Source organism: Glycomyces endophyticus (assembly GCF_039531525.1).
Lineage (GTDB): Bacteria > Actinomycetota > Actinomycetes > Mycobacteriales > Micromonosporaceae > Glycomyces > Glycomyces endophyticus.
Map to the genome: position 1 here is coordinate 345582 of NZ_BAAAQF010000010.1, position 20567 is coordinate 366148.

Genomic DNA, 20567 nt, shown 5'->3' on the forward strand with positions numbered 1-20567 from the left:
AGGCCCACGGCTCAGCCCGTCTTCGGCCGCATCGGGGCGCCGCGCAGGAGCGCCCAGGCGAGGACCGCGAAGAGGACGGCCCCGACGGCGTCGACCGGGACCAGGGAGACGCCCTCGATCGGGAGGGAGATCATGACGCCCTCCTTCTGCGGGAGCTCCCCGGCGGCGGTGAGGGCGCCCCAGACGACGACCTCGCGGAAGACGACGACGGCGAAGACGAACGCGGCGGCCACGGCACCGGCGGTGCGGCTCTGGAAGCGGGTCATGACGGCCCCGGCGGCGGCCCCGCAGGCGAGGTAGAGGGCGGGCCGGGCGAAGGACTCGGCGACGGACTCGCCGTAGACCGCGGCCCCGGTGGAGGCGAGGTCGACGTAGAGGAGGCCGAGCCGGATGAACGCGGCGGAGGCGAGGACGACGACCGCGCCGTACAGCGCGGAGGCGCCCAGGAACTGCCCGCGGGTGACGCCGGCGGCGACCGTCCGCGGGTAGCGCTGCTGTGTGTGGCTCCAGCCCAGGCCCGCGGCCATGAGCGGGACGGACATGAGCACGAAGACCGCGAACTCCAGGCCGCCGCCGGTGGCGGCGCGCAGGAGCGCCGAGGCCGCCGCGGCGGCGGCGAACGCGATGACGGTCCACAGACCCCAGGTCCTGGCGGCGCGGGCGGAGAAGCGGACGGCGAGCTGGAAGGGTCGGGTGGCGAGTGCGGTCATGACCTGCTCCTGACGGGGATGGTGCGGACGACGGCGACGACCCCGGCGACGAGCACCGCGATGACGGCGAGGCACACGCCGAGCCAGAGGGCGAGGCCGCCGCCGGTGCCGAAGAACTCGAACTCGAGGGCGAGGATGCCCGCGTAGTGGCCGGAGGCGGCGACGAGCACGATGATCGTGAACAGGTTGCCGCCGCCGAAGCGGATCGCGGAGGCGCCGATGAGCGCGCCGGTGAAGAAGTAGATCGGGGTGATCACGAGGTAGCGGGCGCCGGTCGCGAGGGTGCCGGCCCACGTGTCGGCCGGTTCGGCGAACGCGGTGAGCAGGGCGTGCTCGGCGAGGGCCCCGGCGGTGACGAGCGCGGCGGTCGCGACCGAGGCGAGGACGCCGAAGATCAGGTAGGCGGTGGTGACCTCGCGGCGGGTGACGCCGCGGGCGATCGTGCCGGGCAGGTTCTGGTAGAACCACATGCCCGCGACGCTGGCGACGAACCACTGGAAGACCGTGGCGGTGATCCGCCACAGGCCCGTCTCGACCGCGTCGCTGAAGAGCAGCGACAGGAGCGGGGTCAGGACGACCCAGGCGGGCACGATCCAGCGGAGCCAGCGGGCGGAGCCGAGGAACAGGGACAGGCCGAGGCGGTAGCGGCGGCGCGCGAGGACGGGCGCGCGGGCGGTGTCGAGTGCGGTCATCACGCCTGCTTCGATCGGAGCGGGACGTCGATGAGGATGCGGTAGGCGGCGGCCGCGAGGCCCGCGGCGACCACAACGATCGCGGCGACGATGAACCAGCGGGCCCAGTCGTCCATGAACAAGCCGAGGAACCCCGCCCAGCCCGGGCCGACGGGCTCGGTGCGGTACAGGCCGTTGTCGAGGCTGAACACGACCGGGATGATCGGCACCAGCAGGAGCCAGCCGGAGGCCTCCCAGCGGTAGGACGCGATGCCGATGACCGTGCCGGCCAGGAAGTACACCAGGTACAGCAGCGGGTAGTGGGCGGCGAAGGCGGCGGTGTCGCCGAGCGTGCCGATGGGCGCGATGACGTCGCCGGCGTCGAGTCCCTGGGACCAGCCGAGCGCGCCGTAGTAGGCGCGCTCGCCGAGGATCCCGGCGAACGCGATCGCGCCGAGCAGGAGCGACCACAGGAGCCCGAAGACGCCCATGGAGACGGCGAGCTCGCGGCGGGTCAGGCCCGCGGCGACCATGGTGGGCACCAGGGTGTACACGAAGCCGCCGCCGACGAACGCGGTGAACCACTTGCCGGCGTTCGCGGTGTAGAACCAGGCCGAGAGCGTGATGTCGGTGTACTGCGAGACGATCAGCGGCACGGCGAAGGAGAGGACGAGGGCGGCGGCGACCCAGTACTTGAAGTACTTCAGGCCTTCGAGCGCGAAGCCGAGGCCGAGGGCGTACCGGCGGGTGGAGAGGCCCAGGTTGGCGAGGGCGGGCATGGTCAGGCTCCGTTCCGGTTCGGGTCGGTCAGGTGGATGAAGAGGTCCTGGAGGCCGACGGGGCCGATCTCCACGCCGCCGGCGGCCGCGCGCTCGCGGGTCGCGGCGTCGAGGGGCTCGGCGACGGTGATGCTCTTGGTGCCGCCGAGGCGCTGCTCGGCGAGGGCGGCGAGGCCGAGGGCGTCGACGGCGTCGGCCGGGCCGGTGAGGGTGGCGCCCATGCCCTGGAAGGCCTCGATGTCGGCGTGGCGCAGGATGCGGCCGCGGTCGACGATGACGACCTCCTCGAGGTAGTTGGCGACCTCGTCGATGAGGTGGGTGGAGAGCACGATCGTGTGCGGGCGCTCCATGTACTCGGCGAGGAGCTCCTTGTAGAACGCGTCCCGGGTGGGGGCGTCCATGCCGAGGTGGACCTCGTCGAACATGGTGAGCTCGGCGCGGGCGGCGAGGCCGCAGACCGCGGCCAGGACCGAGCGCTTGCCGCGGGAGAGGGCGCTGACGCGCTTCTTGAGGGGCAGTTCGAAGCGCTCGGCGAGCTTGAACGCGTAGTCGGCGTCGAAGGAGGGCCGGATCGTGCCGGACTCGATGATGGCCTTGACGGTCTCGGTGTCGTCGAAGTCGCCGCCTTCGCGGATGAGGGCGACGCGGGAGACGACGGGGGCGTTCTCCCACACCGGCTCCCCGCCGATGAGGACCTCGCCGGTGGTGGGCCGGCGGAACGCGGCGACGAGGCTGAGGAGGCTGGTCTTGCCGGCGCCGTTGCGGCCGAGCAGGCCGTAGATCTTGCCGGCTTCGAGCTCGAGGTCGACGTCGGCGAGGGCGTCCTCGGCGCCGTACTTCAGGGTGACGCTGCGGAGGGTGATGGCGAAGCTCATTGGAGGGCGCCTTCCTGTGCTCGGAGGTAGTCGATGATGTCGGTCAGGGGGATGCCGGCCTGGCGGGCCTCGCGGACGAGGGGGGCCAGGACGCGTTCGAAGAAGCGCTCGCGGAAGTCCGACGCGAGCCGGTCGCGGGCGTCGTCGGCGACGAACATGCCGACCCCGCGCTGCTTGTAGAGGACGCCCTCGTCGACCAGCTCCCGGAACGCCTTCTGGGCGGTGGCCGGGTTGATCTGGTAGAACGCGGCGTACTGGTTGGTCGACATGACCTTGCCTCCCGGTTCGAGCGATCCGTTCATGATCTCGGCCTTGATCTGATCGGCGATCTGCCGATAGATCGGCGTGCCGTCATCGAACATCTCGCCTCCTAACGTGAGTGGGAACGGGTTCATTGGTTCAGAGGTTCATTACTTGACTAATGAACCATAGCACGAATGAACCCGGGGCCGGAAGCCCCGGGTTCAGTGGGATCGCTAGACGAGGCCGCCTTCGTAGGCGGCGATGACGGCCTGGGTCCGGTCGCGGACGCCGAGCTTCATGTAGACGCTGCTCAGGTGGGTCTTGACGGTCTCGCGGCCGAGGAACAGCTCGGCGGCGATCTCGGCGTTCGACAGGCCCCGGGCGGCCAGCGCGAGCACCTCGCGCTCGCGGTCGCTGAGGTCGCCGATGCCCTTGGGCGCGGTGCGGGCCGGGACCGCGGCGGCGAGGCGGCGGACGGCCTCGGGGAACAGGAGCGCGTCGGTGCGGGCGACCAGGCGGACGGCCGCGAGGAGGTCTTCGAGGCGGGTGCGCTTGAGCAGGAACCCGTCGGCGCCGGCGCGGAGCGCGGACCAGACGTACTCGTCGTTGTCGAAGGTGGTGACGACCAGGATCTTCGGCGGGTCGGCGAGCTCGGCGGCGATGCGGGCGGTGGCCTCGATGCCGTCGACCTTGGGCATCCGCACGTCCATGAGGATGACGTCGGCGCGCCCGGAGCGGGCGATGGCGAGCGCGTCGATCCCGTCGGCGCCTTCGGCGACGACGTCGAGGTCGGGTTCGGCGCCGATGACGGCGGCGAACCCGGAGCGGATGAGCGCCTCGTCGTCGACGAGGGCGATGCGCAGCGGCGCGGTCATGCGTTCCCTTTCGGCAGTGCGGCGCGGACGGTCCAGGTCCCGGGGTCGGCGGCGGTCGGCGCGGTCCACTCGGCGGCGGCGGTGCCGCCGAGGACGGCGGCCCGCTCGGCGGTGCCGATGAGGCCGTGCCCGCCCGGGCGCGGGCGGGGCCGGCGGGCGGCGGGGCTGGCGACGAGGACCGCGACCTCGTCGCCGATGTCGAGGCGCACGGCGGCGCGCGGCTCGTCGGCGTGGCGCAGGACGTTGGTGAGGGCCTCCTGGACGATCCGGTAGGCCTCGCGGGAGGTCAAGCGGCCCACGGCGTCCCGGTCGCCGGCGACGTGCAGGTCGACCTCGACGCCGCATTCGGCGGCGAGCGCCTCGAGGTCGGCGAGGTCCTTCTGGGGGCCGCGGGGCCGCTCGCGGTCCTCGCGGAGGGCGCCGATGACGGCGTCGAGCTCGGCGAGGGCGCCGCGGGCGGTCTCGCCGACCGCGGCCATGGCCCGGGAGGCGAACTCGGGGTCGGCGCCGATGAGGCGCGAGGCGGCCTCGGACTGGACCACGACCACCGAGAGGGCGTGCCCGACCGAGTCGTGGAGTTCGCGGGCGATGCGGTTGCGGGCGGCGAGGCGGGCGGCCTCGGCGCGGGAGGCGGCGAGCCGGTCGGCCGCGCCCTGCCCGAGCAGGCCGGGGGCGAGGGCCCGCATGCCCGCGGCGGCCGCGGCGACCGCGTAGGCGAGCGCGGCGAGCAGGACCGGCCCGGTGAGCAGCCCCCACTGGGCGATCCAGCCGGCGTACACCCCGGTGGGCTCGCCGCCGAACACGGTGCGGGCGCCGTTGACGACGAGGTACACCGTGAACGGCGCGAGCGCGAGCGTGACGCCGCTGAGGACGCCGCCGACGACCGCGTGCAGGGTGAACCAGCAGCCGGTGCGCCAGCGCGAGTTCCAGGTGTCGTCGGCGGGCGAGGTGAACTCGGCGCCGAGGAGGCGGCGGGCCGCGGTGCGCTCGACCTCGCGGTCGGGCAGGAGGAGGGAGACGGCGGCGACGAGCGGGACGACGGCGGCGAACACCACCGGGTGCAGGGCGCCCTCGAATCCGGACTCGGGGTGGAACCAGTTGTAGCCGATGGCGCCGACCAGCATGAACGGCATCATGAGGGCGCCGCCGAGGATGAGCCAGACCCACCCGCGGTAGGTGGCCCCGGACCGGAGCGGGGCGAGGAGGCGCATGGGGCCATTGTGCCAGCGGACGTTCACCGCTCCAGCGTGCCGGGCGCGCGGGGGCGGCGCCTCCCTCGCGCGGGCGGGCCCGGTCCCCCGCCCGGGGGACCGGGTCGGGCCGCTACTTCCCCTCGTAGGCGTCCTTGAGGCCCTGGAGGTCGATCTTCTTCATGCCGTACATTGCCTTGACGGCGCGCTCGGCGCCGGCCTTGTCGGGCCCGCCGACGTACCGCTCGGCCTCGGTGGACCACACCTGCCAGTTGACGCCCCACTTGTCGGCGACCCAGCCGCACTCGATCTCCTTGCCGCCGTTCCCGAGGAACGCGGCCCAGAGGCGGTCGATCTCCTCCTGGCCGTCGCAGTTGACGAGCAGGGACATGGCGTGGTCGTGCTTGGCGGAGGCATCGCCGTTGATCCCGGTGAACTGCTGGCCGGCGAGTTCGAAGTTGACGACCATCGCGGTCCCGGGCTCGCCGTGCGCGTCCTCGACGTACGGGATGCTCCCGGTGATCTTCCCGTCGTCGAACAGGGAGGTGTAGAACTCGGCGGCCTCCTGCGCGGCGCCGTCGGTGTACCAGATGTTGGTGACGATCTTCTGCATTGGTCGCGTCCTTCCGAACGGGTCAGAACCGATTGCATCAGTTCTGACGAGACCGCGCGGCGAAACTCATCGCTCCGCGGCGGCGCCGGGATACGTTGGTCCGATGGTGAGCAGCGCAGCCGAGACCGTGGACGCCTACCTGGCGGAACTCCCCGACGGCCGCCGCGAGGCGGTGACCGCGATCCGCGAGGTCATGCGGGCCGAACTGGACGGGTTCGAGGAGGTCATGGCCTACGGCATGCCCTGCTACGCGCGCGACGGCGAGACCGAGGTCGGCTTCGCGTCCCAGAAGCGGTACATCTCGGTCTACCTGCTGCGGCCCGACCTCAAGGACCTGTTCGCCGACCGCCTCGCCGGGCACGACATGGGCAAGGGCTGCCTGCGGTTCTCCAGCCCCGCGAAGGTGGACCTCGACCTCGTCCGGGACCTGGCCCGCGCGACGGCGGACACCCGCGGCTCGATCTGCTGACCGGGGCTCAGGCGGCGCGGTCCTCGGCGTGCGCGGTGGTCTCGTAGACCTGCCCGGTGGCGTTCGAGTACGGGTCGTCGTCGGCGGTGGCGGCGCGGTCGGTCTCGGCGGCCTGCTCGCCGGGGTCGAAGTCCTCGGCGGGCCGCTGCCTGCCGCCGGCGCTGTCCTCGAAGCGCCCCAGGAGCTCGGTGAAGGCCTTGGAGACGTCGCCGTCGGAGGCCTCGTAGTCCTCGGCGGCGCCGGACACCTGGTCGCGGGCCAGGTAGTACCGTCCCGCGGTCGTGGCGAGGAAGCCGCCGAACTCCTCGACCATCGCGAGGACGTCGGCGTCGGCGGGCGTGGCGTTCCCCTCGCGGTCGGTGAAGTGGCCGGCGGCGGCCCTGACCGGTTCGAGCCGTGCGGGCAGCTGCTCGTACGCGCCCGCGGCGAGGCCGAGCTTCGCGGCGAGTTCGAGGAGCTTGGCGGTGTCGGCCGTGAACCCCTGGCGGTCCTCCGGCTCTCGTTCCTCGTCGCTGCGCCGGCCTTGCCCGTCGTTCTTCGTGAGGTCGTACAGCTCCAGGTCGAAGGAGCCCACGGCGTCGAGTGCGGACCGGAGGTCGCGGGTGCCGGTCTGGTACTCGACCTCCTTGGCGTCGACGCCGTCGCGGAGGGTGTCCATGTGCTGCGAGAGGTCCCTGACGATCGTGCGGTGGTCCCCGGTGTACTTGACCGTGTCGCGCGCCGGGAGGATCTGCTCGCCGAGGAACGCGATCAGGTCGAGGGCCTTGCCCGCCGCCTCCCCGGGGCCCTTGGCGAACGCGAGGACCTTCGCGAGGCCCTCCAGGACCACCCAGGCGTTCCCGTCCTTGGCGGGCCCGGTGGCGCCCAGTCCGGTCGCGGCCTGGTTGATCAGGTGGAGGGTGTCGTTGCGCCCCATCTGGATGATCCCCGACCGGAAGTGGACGAGCTTCGCCAGCTCGACCGCGAGCACGCGGTGGTTGGCCAGGGTCGGCAGGGTGGACATGAGGAACCCGCCCTTGAACGCGTCGGCGGCGAGCCCGCTCCACTCGACCCACCAGTGCTGGGAGGTCCCGTCCCCGTCGGACAGGTCGGCGACGGTCCCCGAGAGGCTGCCGCCCTGGCCGGTCCGGCTCCCGTCCGGCGCCGGGCCCGCCTCGGCGATGGTCTCGTACAGGCCCTTGAGCGCGGCGTACGCCGTGTCGAGCTCGGGCAGCTCCTGGGCGTCGAACTTCAGGACCTTCCGCTCGATCGCGTCGCGCTCGGTCTTCGCCCAGCCGTGCACGGCGCCCATGATCTGCGGCAGCGGGCAGGTGATGTCGCCCGACATCGTCGCCGGAGCGCTCGCGGGCATGCGGCCTTTGCAGAACATCGGCGTCGTGGTGCCGTCGGGGCCCTGCACCCACTGGATGTAGTCGCACACGCTGCGGTGCAGGTCGACGGCGGGCTTCCGCAGGTACGGCCACTCCAGCTTCGCGTCCGGGTTCACCACGATGCCGGTGCTGACGGCCTCCTGCGACAGGAAGGACCGCGCCGCCTCCCGCTGCCACCGCTTGATGAGCGCCTCCCAGAAGCGGTCGAGCGCGGGCTTCACGTTCGTCGCCGAGTGGTCGGGGCCTTCGATGTAACCGGCCACGGCGCACCGCCTTTCGCAGCATGAGGGATTCGTATCGAGTGCAGCACCGAGCAGGTTGGGGCGCAAGTGCTCCGGGTGTCCCGGATCGTCCGGGACAGGGACCGCCGTCGATGCAGCCGCCGGTAGAATCGGCGGGGTGCGTCATCCCCTCGACGGTCTGGACCCCTCCTCGGCCGGCTCGGCGCCGCAGCTCGTCGCGCTGCTGCGCGAGCTGCGCGCGGCCTCCGGACTGAGCATCCGCGAAGTGAGTCGCCGCGCCCGCGACCGCGGCGACTGGCTTCCCACCAGCACGCTGGCGGCCGTGCTCAACCGGGACGCGGTCCCGCGCGCCGAGGTCGTGGCCGCGCTCGTGCGGGCCTGCGGCGGCGACGAGGCCACTGTGGAGACCTGGCTGGCGCAGTGCGCGCGCATCAGCGCCGCCGACGTCGCCGACACGGGCCTGGTCCCCCGCCAGCTCCCCTCCGCCCCGCACGCGTTCACCGGCCGCGAGCGGGAGCTGCACCTCATCGACGAGCACCTCCAGGCGGCCGCGCCGCGCGCGGTCGTCCTCGCCGGGCCCGCCGGGATCGGCAAGACCGCGCTGGCGCTGCACTGGGCGCACCGGGCGCTCGACGCGTTCCCCGACGGGCACCTGTACGTGGACCTGCGCGGCTTCTCGGGCACCGACCCGCTCGCGCCCGGGCCGGTGCTGCACCGGTTCCTGACCGCGCTCGGCACCGGTCCCGAGGAGATCCCCGCCGACGGCGACGAGCGGGCCGCGATGTTCCGCTCGCTCCTGGGCCACCGCAGGGTGCTCGTCGTCCTCGACAACGCGCGCAGCCCCGAGCAGCTGCGCGACCTCCTCCCCGGCACCGGAGGCTCGACCGCGCTCATCACCGCCCGCACCGACCTGTTCGGGCTCACCGCGACCCACGGCGTGCCGCACCTGCGCCTCGCGCCGCTCACCCGCGAGGAGTCCATGGACCTCCTCGACGCGATGATCGGGCGCGGCCGGGTCGCCACCGACCCCGAGGCCGCGCGCGGGCTCGCGGCCGCCTGCGGGGACCTGCCGCTCGCGCTGCGCCTGGCCGCGTGCCAGACCCTCGCCCACCCCGAGCAGTCCATCGGGGAGCTGCGCGACCGGATCGCGCAGGCGCCCTTGGCGAACCTGGACCTGCCCGGGGACGAGGCGGCGGGGCTGCGCGCGTGCCTGGACCTGACGCGCGGGCGCCTGGACGCGGCCGACCGCGACGTCCTCGACGCCGTCGGACTCCACCCGGCGACCGAGTTCGAGTCCGCCGGGATCGCCGCCCTCGCCGGAATAGGCGTGCCGGAGGCGGACGCGGCGCTGCGGCGCCTCGCGGGCGTGCACCTCGTGACGGCGGCCGGGGACGGCCGCTGGGACGTGCACGACCTGGTGCGGGCCTACGCGAGGGAGCACGCCGCGGCCCTGCCGGACGGCGCCGGCGCCCGCGAGCGGCTCTACGACTGGCTCACCGCGGCCGTGGCCGCGACCTGGCCGGTCCTGTTCGGACTCGAGACCGAGGCCCCGGCCGCGACCGCCCCGCCCGCCCCCCGGTTCGAGCGCCCCGACGACGCCCTGGAGTGGCTCGACGCCCGCCACGGGATCCTCGCCGAGACCGTGCAGCACGCCGCGGCCGCCGGGCACGCCCGCCACGCCAGCCGCCTGGCCGCCGCGCTCTGGCGCTACCAGTACCTGCGGGGCCTGCGCGCCGAGGCGCTCACCGGCCTCACCACGGCCCTCGCGGCCGACCGGTCCGAAGGCGACCGCGCCCACGAGGCCACCGTGCTCTACCAGATCGGCTCCACCCTCCGGGCCCTCGGCGACCTCGACGAGGCCGAGCAGACGCTCACCGAGGCCCGGGACCTGGCCGCCGACCTCGGGAACCGCGAGGCCGAGCTCATCGCCGTCGCGAGCCTGGGCTGGTGCCACAGCCAGCGGTGGCGCCTCGACGAGGCGCGCCGGTGCGCGACCGAGGTCGCCGCGGGCTTCCGCGAACTCGGCGACGCCGACCGCGAGGCGAACGCCCTCGACGACCTGGCCCACCTCGACCTGCTCGCCGGCGACAACGCGAGCGCCGAGACCGGCTTCGAGCGGTCCGTCAAAGCCTTCGCCGACCGCGGCTGGACCCAGAACCTCGGCGCGGCCCTGGCGGGCCTGGCCCGCGTCAAGCTCCGCGGCCACGACCACGGCACCGCCGCCGACCTGCTCGAACGGGCGCTCGACGCCTCCCGCGAGTGCGGCGACGAACTCGGCGAGGCGTTCATCCGGAGCAGGCTCGCGTACGCCCGCGCCTGCCAGGGACTCGACGAGGAGGCGGCCGCGACCGCCAGGCTCGCCCTCGACGCGACCGCGACCGTCCCCAGCGTCGAGCTGCGCATGGAGGTCCTCAACAACACCGGGTACACGTTCACCGTGCTCGGCGAGCCCGCGACCGCCGAGCACCTCCACCGCGAAGTGCTCGACCTCGCCGAGGCCGCACCCGACCCCTACGAGGAGGCCCGGGCCCGCCACGGCCTCGGCAACGCCCTCGCGGCCGCGGGCGACCGCGCCGCCGCCCGGACCGAGTGGGCCCGGGCACTGCGCCTGCACCGGTCCATCGGGACCTACGAGGCCGCCGAGCTGATCGACCTCCTCGGCCTCGGGAACCCGTGACGGCGGGCGCCGACCACGACGACGAGGATCGGCACCGCCAGGACCGCGACGGTCCACGCCAGCGACAGCGGCCCGAACCGGACCAGCAGCAGCCCGCCGAGGGCCCCGCCCGCGGCCGTCGCCGCGTTCCACAAGGTCACGACCGCCGCCTGCACGGTGTCCGCGGCCTTCGCCCCCGCCTGCCCGGCCGCGGTCTGCAGCAGCGTCGGCACCCCGCCGTGGCCCAGGCCCCACAGGGCGATCGCCACGTAGACCAGGGCCGGGACCTCCGCGAACACCGCCAGGGCCGCGGCGGCGAGACCGGTCAGGACCGTCGCGGCGATCGTCAGCAAACGCAGCCGCCGGTCGATGTGCGCACCGGTGATCCAGATGCTCGCGATCGACGCCAGACCGAACACCAGCAGCGCCCGGTCGATCGACCCGCCCATCCCGAACCGCTCCAGGAACGCCGCGATGTACGTGTACAGCACGTTGTACCCGACGACGTAGACCGCGATGACCGCCATGATCGCCGGGACCCCCGGGATCGCCAGCGCCCGCAGGACCGGCGTGCGCTGCCCCGCCCGCTGCCCCGGGAAGTCCGGCACGACCAGCGAGATCCACACGATCGACAGCACCGCCAGGGCCGACATGACCCCGAACGACTCCCGCCAGCCCAGGGCCCCGCCGATGAACGTCCCCACCGGGACCCCGAGCGCCAGCGCCAGCGGGATGCCCGCCATCACGATCGCGATCGCCCTGCCCTCCATGCCCTTCGGGGCGAGGCGGCGCGCATACCCGACCATGAGCGCCCACGACAGGCCCGCGGCCATGCCCGCGACGAACCGCGCGCCCATGGTCAGCGCGTAGTCGGAGGAGAGGGCGGTGACGGTGTTGGCGACCACGAACCCGGCCATCGCCGTCAGCAGCACCGGCTTGCGGCCCCATCCGGCGGTCAGCGCCGACAGCGGGATCACCGTCAGGGCCGTGCCGATCGCGTACACGGTCACCGCCTGGCCCATCGCGGCCTCGCCGACGCCGAGGCTCGCGCGCATCCCCGGCAGCAGCCCGGCCGGCAGGGACTCGGTGATGACGGTGATGAACACCGCCGTCGACAGCGCGAGGAGCCCGAAGAGGGGCAGCCGCTCGCGCGGCGGCGCCTCGGGCGCGGAGAGGGTCGTTTCGCTCATGAGAAACAGCGTCTAACCTTGACACTAATGTCAGAGTCCAGTCGGAGTGAGGCGGGCCATATGAGGATCGGCGAACTGGCGGAGCGCACCGGCGCCCCCACCCGGATGCTGCGCTACTACGAGCAGCACGGGCTCATCACCGCCGAGCGCACCCCCAACGGCTACCGCGACTTCCCCGAGGCCGTCGTCGACCGCGTCCGCCAGATCCGCGGCCTCCTCGACGCCGGCGTCCCCGTCAAGATCATCAAGCAGATCCTCCCCTGCCTCGGCGGCCCCGAGGAGATCTACTTCCCGGTCCCCGACCCCGAGATGCTCGCCCAGCTCGCCGAGCAGCGCGACCGCATGACCCGCAAGGCCGAGTGCGTCCTCAAGAACCGCGACGCCATCGCCGCCTACCTCGAACGCGTCAGCGGCCCCGCGTGAGGCGGCTCCGCGACGCCGCGCTCGCCCTCCTCGTCCGGGCCCAGACCCTCACCGTCGTCGGCTACATGGGCGTCATCTCGCTCATCGGCGTCGAAGCCCTCGTCGTCGTCCTCGGCTTCACCACCGTGCTGCCGATCGCGATCCCCTTCGTCCTCATCGCCGTCGCCGCCGCCTGGTTCCTCCGCGAGCGCCTCAAGGCGGCCTGGCACGCGCTGCGATCGGGACGCGAACGCGCCTAGGCGATCTCGCGCGGGTCGATCTGGATGCGGACCTGCTCCGCCTTCGCCCCCGAGCGCTCGGCCGCCGCCTTCGCGAGGACCGCGGCCAGGGCCGCGCCGTCGCGGCGGCGCACCCGCAGCAGCAGCCGCTCGTGGTGCTCGTCGACCGGGATCGGCCCGATGGCCTCGACACCGAGATCGGCGGGGAGGTCGGCGGCGAGCTTCTCGGCCTCGCCGTTGAGCCCGGTCAGCGCCGCGAACTTCATCACCGGCGGGAACCCGAGCTCGGCGCGGTCGGCCAGCTCCTGGACCGCGAACCACGCCGAGTCCCAGCGGATCAGCGCCTGGACCACCTGGAGCCCGCCGTCGGCGGTGACCACCGCGGTGCCGCCGGGGGCGCACAGCGCCACCGCGTTCATCCAGATCCGCAGGGCCTCTTCAGAGGCAGTCAGCTCGGCCTTGGTCAGCTGCGCCCACGTGTCGACCAGCAGCACCGCGCCGTAGCCCTGCGGCGCGAGGGGTTCGACCCCCGGGGTGGAGACGACGACCCGCGCGCCGGACGGGATCGTGTCGAGGCGCTCCGAGGCGTTCGACTCGACCACCTCGACGCCGGGGAACGCGCTCGCGATCTCCTCGGCGGTGCGCGCGGCCCCGATGACCACGGCCCGGATGCGGTTCGAGCCGCACTCCTCGCAGCGGTGCGGGTCGTCCACGCGCCCGCACCAGGTGCAGACCGGCGGCCGGCGCGGACCGGTCAGGCGCAGCGGGCCGGTGCACTCGGGGCACAGCGCGCGGGTGCGGCAGCGCTGGCAGGAGACGGCCGGGACGTACCCGCGGCGCGGCACCTGGAGCAGGACGGGGAGGTCGGCGCCGATGGCCTTGCGGGCGGCCTCCCAGGCGACGGACGGCAGGCGCGCGGTGGAGCTGGACGGGTCGATCTTGAGGTCGGCGTCGTCGCCGATGGGGACGACGCGGGGCGCGGCGGCGCGCAGGGCCTCGCGGCGGCCCGCGGCCGAGACGGCCCAGCGGGTCTCGACCAGGAGCTGCGCCTGCGCGGTGCGCGCGAAGCCGCCGACGATGCAGGCGGCCCCGGCGAGCTCGGCCCGGGTGAGCAGGACCTCGCGGGCGTGCGGGTAGGGGGCGTGGAGGCTGATGAGGTTCTTGTCGCCGTCGTCCCAGACGGCGACCAGGCCGAGGTCGGCGACGGGCGCGAACATCGCGACCTGCGTCCCGGCGACGATGCGGACCTCGCCGCGCAGCGCCTTGAGGAAGGACCGGTACCGCGGGGTCGGGCCCATGGCGTTGGAGACGGTCACGTGGCGGTCCGGCCCGAGCACCTCGTGGAGGGCCCTGTCGAGGCGCTCGAGGTCGTACTGGTCGGGGACCACCAGCAGTGCACCCCGGCCGGATTCGGCGGCCGCAGCGGCGGCCTCGGCCAGCCGCAGGGCCCAGTCCTCGCCGGGGAGGGCGCTCCAGACGATCCGGGGGGCCTTGCCGTCGTGGACGGCGCGCAGGAATGCCTCGCCCGCGATATATCTATCCCAGTGATCCAGGCTCGGCGCGGCCACCGGCAGCAGGGCGGCCGGCTCCTCCTTCTCGACGCGGATCTTCCGCTCCGGCAGCGCCAGGCGGAGGACGTCGGCGAGGTTGCCCGCGTACCGGTCGGCGATCCGCTGCGCCAGCTCGGCGACCTCGGCCGTCAGGACCGGGCCGGGCGGGAGCACGTCGAGGATCGGGAGGATCTTCCCGGCGAAGTCCGCGTGGTCGCGCACGGCGAGCACGGTGCCCTTGAGCCGGCGGTTGCTGAACCGCACCGAGACGCGGCACCCGGGCACCACCGCGTCGGCGAGCTCAACCGGGATCCGGTAGTCGAACAGCTGGTTGAGCTGCGGCAGCGGGTGGTCCACGCACACCGCCGCATATCTCGCCGCCGACTCCGTCATCCGATAAAAATACCGGGCGCCTCCGACGACGGAGGCGCCCGGCGCGAAGCTGCGGCGGCGCTAGGAGACGGCTTCCTTGAGCGCGGCGGCGCGGTCGGTCGCCTCCCAGGTGAACTCCGGCAGCTCGCGGCCGAAGTGGCCGTAGGCCGCGGTCTGGGAGTAGATCGGGCGGATCAGGTTGAGGTCGCGGATGATCGCGGCCGGGCGGAGGTCGAAGACCTCCAGGACGGCCTTCTCGATGAGCGCCGGGTCGACGGTCTCGGTGCCCTGGGCGTCGACGGCGACGCTGACGGGCTTGGACTTGCCGATCGCGTAGGCGACCTGGACCTCGCAGCGCTCGGCGAGGCCGGCGGCCACGACGTTCTTGGCGACCCAGCGGGCGGCGTACGCGGCGGAGCGGTCGACCTTCGACGGGTCCTTGCCGGAGAACGCGCCGCCGCCGTGGCGGGCGTAGCCGCCGTAGGTGTCGACGATGATCTTGCGGCCGGTGAGGCCGGCGTCGCCCATCGGGCCGCCGATCTCGAAGCGGCCGGTCGGGTTCACCAGGAGCTTGTACTCGTCGATGTCGAGGTCGAGCCCGGAGACGACCGGGGCGATCACGTGCTCGGCGACGTCGGGCGACAGCAGCGAGTCGAGCGAGATGTCGGGCGCGTGCTGGCTGGAGACGACCACCGTGTCGAGGCGGACCGGCGTGTTCCCCTGGTACTCGATGGTGACCTGGGTCTTGCCGTCCGGGCGGAGGTAGGGGACGGTGCCGTCCTTGCGGACCTCGGTGAGGCGCTGGGACAGGCGGTGGGCCAGGGCGATCGGCAGCGGCATCAGCTCGGGGGTCTCGCGGCACGCGAAGCCGAACATGAGGCCCTGGTCGCCCGCGCCCTGGAGGTCGAGCTCGTCGTTCACGGCGGAGTCCACACGGGACTCCCACGCCTTGTCGACGCCCTGGGCGATGTCGGGGCTCTGGCCGCCGATCGAGACGTTCACGCCGCACGAGGCGCCGTCGAAGCCCTTCTTGGAGGAGTCGTAGCCGATGCGCAGGATCGTGTCCCGGACGATCCGCGGGATGTCGGCGTACGCGTGGGTGGTCACCTCGCCGGCGACGTGCACCTGGCCGGTGGTGATGAGGGTCTCGACCGCGACGCGGCTCCCGGGGTCCTCGGACAGCAGTGCGTCCAGGATCCCGTCGGAGATCTGGTCCGCGATCTTGTCCGGGTGGCCTTCGGTGACCGACTCGGAGGTGAACAGGCGACGTGCCACGGCGCTCCTCATAACCAATTGCTCAAAACACAGCCACGCCGCCCAGCGGCGCACTCCAACTGACTTCGCAGCTCACAAGTCTATGCGTTCAAGATCTTCCCACCAAGTCGCCGCGCTGCGCAGCGGCGGTGTCAGGCGCGTCCACCCAGCGGGAGCCGAGCGGCCACCGCGTCCCATACGGCGTCCGCGACCAGTTCTTTCGACGTCTCGTCGAGCGCGGCGACGGGCCCGGCGGCGTCGAACACAGTGACGGAGTTCTCCAGGCTGCCGAACACGGCCCCGCCGGAGACGTCGTTGAGCACCACCAGGTCGGCGCCTTTCGCCTCGCGCTTGGCCCTGGCGTGCTCGGGGCCGTCGTGGGTCTCGGCCGCGAAGACGACGAGGACCTGCTCGGGGCGCTTGGCCCGGCCGACGGCGGCGGCGATGTCCGGCGTCGACGTCAGGGCGAGGTCGAGGTCGCCCTTGCGCTTGATCTTGCGGTCGGAGGCGGACTTGGGCGTGAAGTCGGCGGGGGCCGCGGCGAGGACCATCGCGTCGGCGTCGACGGCGGCCTTGACCGTGGCCTCGTGCAGCTCGCCGGTCGTGCCCACGCGCTCGACGCGGACGCCGGCGGGCAGCGGCGCGTCGACGTGCGCGGCGATGAGCGTGACCTCGGCCCCGCGCGCGGCGGCCGCGGCGGCGAGGGCGATGCCCTGGCGGCCCGACGAGTGGTTGCCGATGAAGCGGACCGGGTCGATCGGCTCGCGGGTGCCGCCGGCGGTGACGAGGACCTTGCGGCCCACCAGGTCGCGAGCCGGCGACGTGAGGAAGCCCTTGAGGAGCGCGAAGATCGACTCCGGCTCGGGCAGGCGGCCGGGCCCGGTGTCGGCGCCGGTGAGGCGCCCCGAGTCGGGCTCGACCACGTGGCTGCCGCGCTCACGCAGCAGCGCGACGTTGGCGCGCACGGCCGCGTGCTCCCACATCTCGGTGTGCATCGCCGGGGCGAACACCACCGGGCAGGCGGCGGTGAGCAGCGTCGAGGTGAGGAGGTCGTCGGCGCGGCCGTGCGCGGCCCGCGCGAGCAGGTCGGCGGTGGCCGGTGCGACGACGACGAGGTCGGCCTGCCGGCCGAGGCGCACGTGCTTGACCTCGGAGACGTCGGAGAACACGCCGGAAGCCACCGGGCGGCCCGACAGGGCCTCCCAGGTGGCTTCACCGACGAACTTGAGCGCCGCCTCGGTGGGGATCACGGTCACCTCGTGGCCGGACTCCTTGATGAGGCGGAGCAGGATGCACGCCTTGTAGGCGGCGATGCCGCCCGACACGCCCAGGACGACGTTCAACTGACCCCTCTTCGACGATCGGGCCGGCTAGGCCTCGTTGTCGTCGAACGCCTTCGTCTCGAGCAGGCCCTTGTCGAGCTCGCGCATGGCGATCGACAGCGGCTTCTCCTCGGGCGTGGTCTCGACGAGCGGACCGACGTACTCCAGCAGGCCTTCGCCGAGCTGCGAGTAGTAGGCGTTGATCTGACGAGCCCGCTTGGCCGAGTAGATGACCAGCTGGTACTTCGACTGGCTCTTCTCGAGCAGGTCGTCGATCGGCGGGTTGGTGATGCCGACGGGGTCGGCGACAGTCCCTGACACGTGTTGTCCTTCGTGTGACTCTGGGTGGTGTTGCTACCGTGCTCCGGTCTTCAAGACGGCCGGAGAACTGAGCAACTCTACCAGCTCAGACGCCGCCTGCTCGATCGACACGTTCGTGACTGTGTGATCGAACTCGGCTTCGGCGTCGAGCTCTCCGCGCGCGGCGTCGAGCCGGCGCGCGATCGTCTCGGCGTCCTCGGTCCCCCGCCCGGTGAGGCGGCGGACGAGTTCGTCCCATGACGGCGGGGCCAGGAACACCAGCTGCGCGTCGGGCATGGCCCGGCGGACCTGGCGGGCCCCTTGCAGTTCGATCTCCAGCAGCGCCGGGAGTCCGGCGCGCAGGCGCTCCTCGACCGGGCCGCGGGGGGTTCCGTAGAGGTTCCCCGCGTAGGAGGCCCATTCAAGGAACTCCCCCGCGGCGATCATCGACTCGAACTGCTCGGTCGACACGAAGTGGTAGTCGGCGCCGTCGACCTCACCAGGACGCGGCTTGCGGGTCGTGCAGCTCACGGAGAGCCAGACCCACGGGTAGTACTCCTGGATGAGTGCCTTGACGCTGCCCTTGCCAACGCCCGACGGGCCGGAGAGGACCGTCAGTCGCTGGGCGAGGGCGGCGTGGTGGTGATCGATGCTCACGCGACTACTACTACCCGAACTTAGGCCTGGTCGCCCTTGAATTCATCCAGAAGCGCGGCGCGCTGGTGCTCGCCCAGGCCGCGCAGCCGACGCGAGTCGGCGATCTTGAGCTTCTCCATGATCTGGGTGGCGCGCTTGTCGCCGATGCCCGGGAGGGCCTTGAGCACGGCCGAGACCTTCATCTTCCCGGAGATGTCGTCGGTGGCAGCGGACTTGAGGACCGCTTCCAGGGTGGTCTCGCCCGACTTCAGCTTCTCCTTGAGCTCGGCGCGGGCCTTGCGGGCCGCCGCCGCCTTCTCAAGGGCGGCTGCGCGCTGTTCCGGAGTCAGTTTAGGGAGCGGCACGGGGTCTCCTTGCAGTCGATGGTTTCGTCCCTGTGGACCTTGACGTGCGGGTATCGCCAAAGCATACCCAGCTCGGAGACGGTAACCCCACCTACCGACACGCCTGCGACCGGGGGTGGGGCCAAATCCGGGCCCTGAAAACGGCGGTGTTATTCCCCCATGGCGGCGCGGCATTCCTCCTGCAACGCCTCGACGGCGGTGCGAATGCTCGCCACGGCAGGACCAGGCTGTGCGATTTGCCGGGAATAGGACGGAATTGCGAACTTGGCGGCGGCGCCGAGCACGCGCGGAAGATCACTCGGACGCCCGCCCTGGGCGCCCATGCCCGGTACCAAGATGGGCCCGTTGAACTGGGAGAGGTCGTGAGCGGAGTCACGTTGGCTCACGGTGGTGTGGGTGATTCCGTAAGTCGACTCACGCATGCGCGCCTCGCCCTCGCTCGCGCAGGCGCCGATCGTCGCGCCCATGACGATGCCGAACGAGCCCATCGGCTCGGCCTCGCCGTTGCGCTCGTTCACCTCGTCGATGATGCTCTGCGCCACCGAGCGGCCGTCGCGGCGCTTGGCCATCTGCACGTACTTGCCCTCGGGGTTCGAGGTGCGGGCGAGGACGAACAGGCCCTTGCCGTGCGCCTCGGCCGTGTCGAACCCGGGCTGGAGCGAGCCGACGCCCAGGTAGGGGCTGACGGTGATCGCGTCGGCGGCCAGCGGCGAGGCCGGGTCGAGGTACGCCTGCGCGTACGCGGCCATGGTCGAGCCGATGTCGCCGCGCTTGACGTCGAGGAGGACGAGGGCCCCGGCCCGGCGGGACTCGGCGATGACCCGCTCCAGGAGCGCCACGCCCCCCGAGCCGAAGCGCTCGAAGAACGCGGACTGCGGCTTGACGAACGCGCACCGCTCGGCCACCGCCTCGGTGAGGGTGAGCGCGAACCGCTCGGCGCCGTCCAGGTCGTCGTCGAGGCCCCACTGGAGGAGCTGCGACCCGTGCGGGTCGATGCCGACGCACAGCGGGCCGCGCTCCTGGGACAGGCGGAAGGCGCGGGCGCCGAATTCCTTGTTAGGCATGGTTCCTCGTTCTTCAGGCGTGAGAGGTGGATCGGTGGCGGCTGGCGGACCTGCGGTAGCGGCGCGCGCTCGCGCGCACCACGCCGGGGCCGTTGTAGATGAGCCCGGAGTAGATCTGGACCAGGCTGGCCCCGGCGTCGAACATGGCCTGGGCGTCGTCGGGGGTCATGATCCCGCCGGAGCCGATGATCGGCAGGCGGCCGCCCGTCTCGCGCTCGACGAAGCGGACGATCTCGCGGGAGAACGCGGTCAGCGGCCGGCCGGACATGCCGCCGGGCTCGGCGGCCACGGCGTCCTCGGCCGGGACGATGCCGTCGCGCCCGAGGGTGGTGTTGGTGGCGATCACCCCGGCGACCCCGGTGTCGAGGCAGACCTCCAGGAGCTGGGCGAGGGCCGGCTCGGTGAGGTCGGGGGCGATCTTGACCAGGATCGGGCGGACCGGCCGCCCGGCGGCGAGCCGGCGGCCCTCGGCGTGCAGGGCGTCCAGGAGGGCGCGGAGCGCGCCGGCGTCCTGGAGCTGGCGCAGGCCGGGCGTGTTCGGGGAGGAGACGTTGACCGCGAAGTAGTCGGCGAAGGGGTAGAGGAACCGCAGCGACGTCAGGTAGTCGTCGATCGCCCCTTCGAGCGGGACGGCCTTCGACTTGCCGATGCTGATCCCCAGCGGGCAGTCGACCGCGGGGCTGGCCTGGAGGCGGGCGGCGAGGGCCTGGGCGCCCTCGTTGTTGAAGCCCATGCGGTTGACGATGGCCTGCGACTGCTTCGCCCGGAACATCCGCGGCTTGGGGTTGCCGGGCTGGGCCTGCGCGGTCACGGTGCCGATCTCGGCGAAGCCGAAGCCGAGGGCGGGCCAGGCGCCGACGGCGACGCCGTTCTTGTCGAGGCCGGCGGCGAGCCCGATGGGGTTCGGGAAGGGGATGCCGCAGACGGTGACGGGCGCGCTCAGCCGGTTCAGCTTGATGAGCGCGTTGCGCACCTGCCGCTGCTCGGACAGGCGCGTCAGCCAGCGCATCGTGGCGTCGTGGGCGCGTTCGGCGTCGCCGCGGCCGACCCGGAAGAGGACGGGGCGGGCGAGATTCTGGTACAGCATGGTCATTCCTGTATACGTCAATTCACCGGGTGAGCGGAACGGCCACGGGCCGGAGCCCGCCCACCCGGTTCTCTGCGTCAGGTGCGGCGCGCG

22 protein-coding genes are annotated in these 20567 nt (G+C 72.9%); 4 read left to right on the plus strand and 18 right to left on the minus strand.

The genetic code is table 11. The features are described from left to right. Positions 1-11: 11 nt before the first annotated feature. From ABD419_RS15435 to ABD419_RS15470, 8 genes are all read right to left on the minus strand, one after another. Positions 12-710, minus strand: a complete 699-nt coding sequence (locus ABD419_RS15435) for a hypothetical protein (protein WP_344487891.1) — start codon at positions 708-710, stop codon at positions 12-14. Continuing rightward, positions 707-1402, minus strand: a complete 696-nt coding sequence (locus ABD419_RS15440) for a hypothetical protein (protein ID WP_344487893.1) — start codon at positions 1400-1402, stop codon at positions 707-709. Before ABD419_RS15440 ends, ABD419_RS15435 begins: the two co-directional genes overlap by 4 nt. After that, positions 1402-2160, minus strand: coding sequence for a hypothetical protein (locus tag ABD419_RS15445; RefSeq protein ID WP_344487895.1), 759 nt, complete (start codon positions 2158-2160; stop codon positions 1402-1404). Before ABD419_RS15445 ends, ABD419_RS15440 begins: the two co-directional genes overlap by 1 nt. A gap of 2 nt (positions 2161-2162) precedes the next feature. Next, the gene (locus ABD419_RS15450) at positions 2163-3035 is read right to left on the minus strand and encodes an ATP-binding cassette domain-containing protein (protein ID WP_344487897.1); all 873 of its coding nucleotides are present in this window, start codon (positions 3033-3035) and stop codon (positions 2163-2165) included. Further along, the gene (locus ABD419_RS15455; RefSeq protein ID WP_344487899.1) at positions 3032-3397 is read right to left on the minus strand and encodes a GntR family transcriptional regulator; all 366 of its coding nucleotides are present in this window, start codon (positions 3395-3397) and stop codon (positions 3032-3034) included. Before ABD419_RS15455 ends, ABD419_RS15450 begins: the two co-directional genes overlap by 4 nt. Positions 3398-3511: 114 nt before the next feature. After that, positions 3512-4153: a response regulator gene (locus ABD419_RS15460; protein ID WP_344487901.1), complete on the minus strand. Its 642-nt coding sequence runs from the start codon at positions 4151-4153 to the stop codon at positions 3512-3514. Further along, positions 4150-5364 carry a sensor histidine kinase gene (locus tag ABD419_RS15465; protein ID WP_344487903.1) on the minus strand — a complete coding sequence of 405 codons (1215 nt, stop codon included), beginning with the start codon at positions 5362-5364 and terminating at the stop codon, positions 4150-4152. Before ABD419_RS15465 ends, ABD419_RS15460 begins: the two co-directional genes overlap by 4 nt. 112 nt (positions 5365-5476) lie before the next feature. Beyond that, a complete protein-coding gene (locus ABD419_RS15470; protein WP_344487905.1) occupies positions 5477-5956 on the minus strand; it encodes a VOC family protein in 480 nt (159 codons plus the stop codon). 103 nt (positions 5957-6059) lie between these two features. Here ABD419_RS15470 and ABD419_RS15475 point away from each other — a divergent pair, with 103 nt between their 5' ends. Continuing rightward, positions 6060-6425, plus strand: coding sequence for an iron chaperone (locus tag ABD419_RS15475; RefSeq protein ID WP_344487907.1), 366 nt, complete (start codon positions 6060-6062; stop codon positions 6423-6425). Between the two features lie 7 nt (positions 6426-6432). Here the strand turns inward: ABD419_RS15475 and ABD419_RS15480 are convergent, their stop codons facing one another. Further along, positions 6433-8058, minus strand: a complete 1626-nt coding sequence (locus ABD419_RS15480) for a hypothetical protein (protein ID WP_344487909.1) — start codon at positions 8056-8058, stop codon at positions 6433-6435. Positions 8059-8194: 136 nt separating this feature from the next. Here ABD419_RS15480 and ABD419_RS15485 point away from each other — a divergent pair, with 136 nt between their 5' ends. Then, on the plus strand, positions 8195-10714 hold the full coding sequence (locus ABD419_RS15485; protein WP_344487911.1) for an ATP-binding protein: 2520 nt from the start codon (positions 8195-8197) through the stop codon (positions 10712-10714). On the opposite strand, the gene ABD419_RS15490 is transcribed toward ABD419_RS15485, so the two are convergent. Further along, the gene (locus ABD419_RS15490; RefSeq protein ID WP_344487913.1) at positions 10666-11883 is read right to left on the minus strand and encodes an MFS transporter; all 1218 of its coding nucleotides are present in this window, start codon (positions 11881-11883) and stop codon (positions 10666-10668) included. The genes ABD419_RS15485 and ABD419_RS15490 overlap by 49 nt on opposite strands. Before the next feature lie 60 nt (positions 11884-11943). On the opposite strand from ABD419_RS15490, the gene ABD419_RS15495 reads away from it, so the two are divergent. Both ABD419_RS15495 and ABD419_RS15500 read left to right on the plus strand, forming a co-directional pair. After that, positions 11944-12306, plus strand: coding sequence for a MerR family transcriptional regulator (locus ABD419_RS15495; protein ID WP_344487915.1), 363 nt, complete (start codon positions 11944-11946; stop codon positions 12304-12306). Beyond that, positions 12303-12545: a hypothetical protein gene (locus tag ABD419_RS15500; RefSeq protein ID WP_344487917.1), complete on the plus strand. Its 243-nt coding sequence runs from the start codon at positions 12303-12305 to the stop codon at positions 12543-12545. Before ABD419_RS15495 ends, ABD419_RS15500 begins: the two co-directional genes overlap by 4 nt. On the opposite strand, the gene ABD419_RS15505 is transcribed toward ABD419_RS15500, so the two are convergent. The 8 genes from ABD419_RS15505 to ABD419_RS15540 all read right to left on the minus strand — a co-directional run bounded on the left by ABD419_RS15505 (position 12542) and on the right by ABD419_RS15540 (position 20474). Beyond that, positions 12542-14467 carry a primosomal protein N' family DNA-binding protein gene (locus ABD419_RS15505; protein ID WP_425556073.1) on the minus strand — a complete coding sequence of 642 codons (1926 nt, stop codon included), beginning with the start codon at positions 14465-14467 and terminating at the stop codon, positions 12542-12544. The two genes, ABD419_RS15500 and ABD419_RS15505, sit on opposite strands and share 4 nt — an antisense overlap. Positions 14468-14527: 60 nt before the next feature. Beyond that, positions 14528-15721, minus strand: a complete 1194-nt coding sequence (gene metK / locus ABD419_RS15510) for a methionine adenosyltransferase (protein ID WP_344487921.1) — start codon at positions 15719-15721, stop codon at positions 14528-14530. 131 nt (positions 15722-15852) lie between these two features. Continuing rightward, positions 15853-17043 (minus strand): bifunctional phosphopantothenoylcysteine decarboxylase/phosphopantothenate--cysteine ligase CoaBC, encoded by a 1191-nt coding sequence (gene coaBC / locus ABD419_RS15515; RefSeq protein ID WP_344487923.1) that lies wholly within the window; start codon positions 17041-17043, stop codon positions 15853-15855. A 27-nt stretch (positions 17044-17070) separates the two neighbouring features. Next, positions 17071-17343, minus strand: a complete 273-nt coding sequence (gene rpoZ, locus ABD419_RS15520) for a DNA-directed RNA polymerase subunit omega (RefSeq protein WP_344487925.1) — start codon at positions 17341-17343, stop codon at positions 17071-17073. A gap of 33 nt (positions 17344-17376) precedes the next feature. Beyond that, a complete protein-coding gene (gene gmk / locus ABD419_RS15525; protein ID WP_344487927.1) occupies positions 17377-17979 on the minus strand; it encodes a guanylate kinase in 603 nt (200 codons plus the stop codon). Positions 17980-17999: 20 nt separating this feature from the next. Continuing rightward, on the minus strand, positions 18000-18323 hold the full coding sequence (mihF, locus tag ABD419_RS15530) for an integration host factor, actinobacterial type (RefSeq protein WP_030156658.1): 324 nt from the start codon (positions 18321-18323) through the stop codon (positions 18000-18002). A 149-nt stretch (positions 18324-18472) separates the two neighbouring features. Then, positions 18473-19387: an orotidine-5'-phosphate decarboxylase gene (pyrF, locus tag ABD419_RS15535; protein WP_344487929.1), complete on the minus strand. Its 915-nt coding sequence runs from the start codon at positions 19385-19387 to the stop codon at positions 18473-18475. 13 nt (positions 19388-19400) lie between these two features. After that, positions 19401-20474 carry a quinone-dependent dihydroorotate dehydrogenase gene (locus ABD419_RS15540; RefSeq protein ID WP_344487931.1) on the minus strand — a complete coding sequence of 358 codons (1074 nt, stop codon included), beginning with the start codon at positions 20472-20474 and terminating at the stop codon, positions 19401-19403. Positions 20475-20567: the final 93 nt, after the last annotated feature.

Bases quoted from the DNA above. Each gene is read 5' to 3' on its own strand.
- ABD419_RS15435 (WP_344487891.1), bottom strand. From the start codon at position 710: ATGACCGCACTCGCCACCCGACCCTTCCAGCTCGCCGTCCGCTTCTCC.
- ABD419_RS15440 (WP_344487893.1), bottom strand. From the start codon at position 1,402: ATGACCGCACTCGACACCGCCCGCGCGCCCGTCCTCGCGCGCCGCCGC.
- ABD419_RS15445 (WP_344487895.1), bottom strand. From the start codon at position 2,160: ATGCCCGCCCTCGCCAACCTGGGCCTCTCCACCCGCCGGTACGCCCTC.
- ABD419_RS15450 (WP_344487897.1), bottom strand. From the start codon at position 3,035: ATGAGCTTCGCCATCACCCTCCGCAGCGTCACCCTGAAGTACGGCGCC.
- ABD419_RS15455 (WP_344487899.1), bottom strand. From the start codon at position 3,397: ATGTTCGATGACGGCACGCCGATCTATCGGCAGATCGCCGATCAGATC.
- ABD419_RS15460 (WP_344487901.1), bottom strand. From the start codon at position 4,153: ATGACCGCGCCGCTGCGCATCGCCCTCGTCGACGACGAGGCGCTCATC.
- ABD419_RS15465 (WP_344487903.1), bottom strand. From the start codon at position 5,364: ATGCGCCTCCTCGCCCCGCTCCGGTCCGGGGCCACCTACCGCGGGTGG.
- ABD419_RS15470 (WP_344487905.1), bottom strand. From the start codon at position 5,956: ATGCAGAAGATCGTCACCAACATCTGGTACACCGACGGCGCCGCGCAG.
- ABD419_RS15475 (WP_344487907.1), top strand. From the start codon at position 6,060: ATGGTGAGCAGCGCAGCCGAGACCGTGGACGCCTACCTGGCGGAACTC.
- ABD419_RS15490 (WP_344487913.1), bottom strand. From the start codon at position 11,883: ATGAGCGAAACGACCCTCTCCGCGCCCGAGGCGCCGCCGCGCGAGCGG.
- ABD419_RS15495 (WP_344487915.1), top strand. From the start codon at position 11,944: ATGAGGATCGGCGAACTGGCGGAGCGCACCGGCGCCCCCACCCGGATG.
- ABD419_RS15505 (WP_425556073.1), bottom strand. From the start codon at position 14,467: ATGACGGAGTCGGCGGCGAGATATGCGGCGGTGTGCGTGGACCACCCG.
- pyrF (WP_344487929.1), bottom strand. From the start codon at position 19,387: ATGCCTAACAAGGAATTCGGCGCCCGCGCCTTCCGCCTGTCCCAGGAG.
- ABD419_RS15540 (WP_344487931.1), bottom strand. From the start codon at position 20,474: ATGCTGTACCAGAATCTCGCCCGCCCCGTCCTCTTCCGGGTCGGCCGC.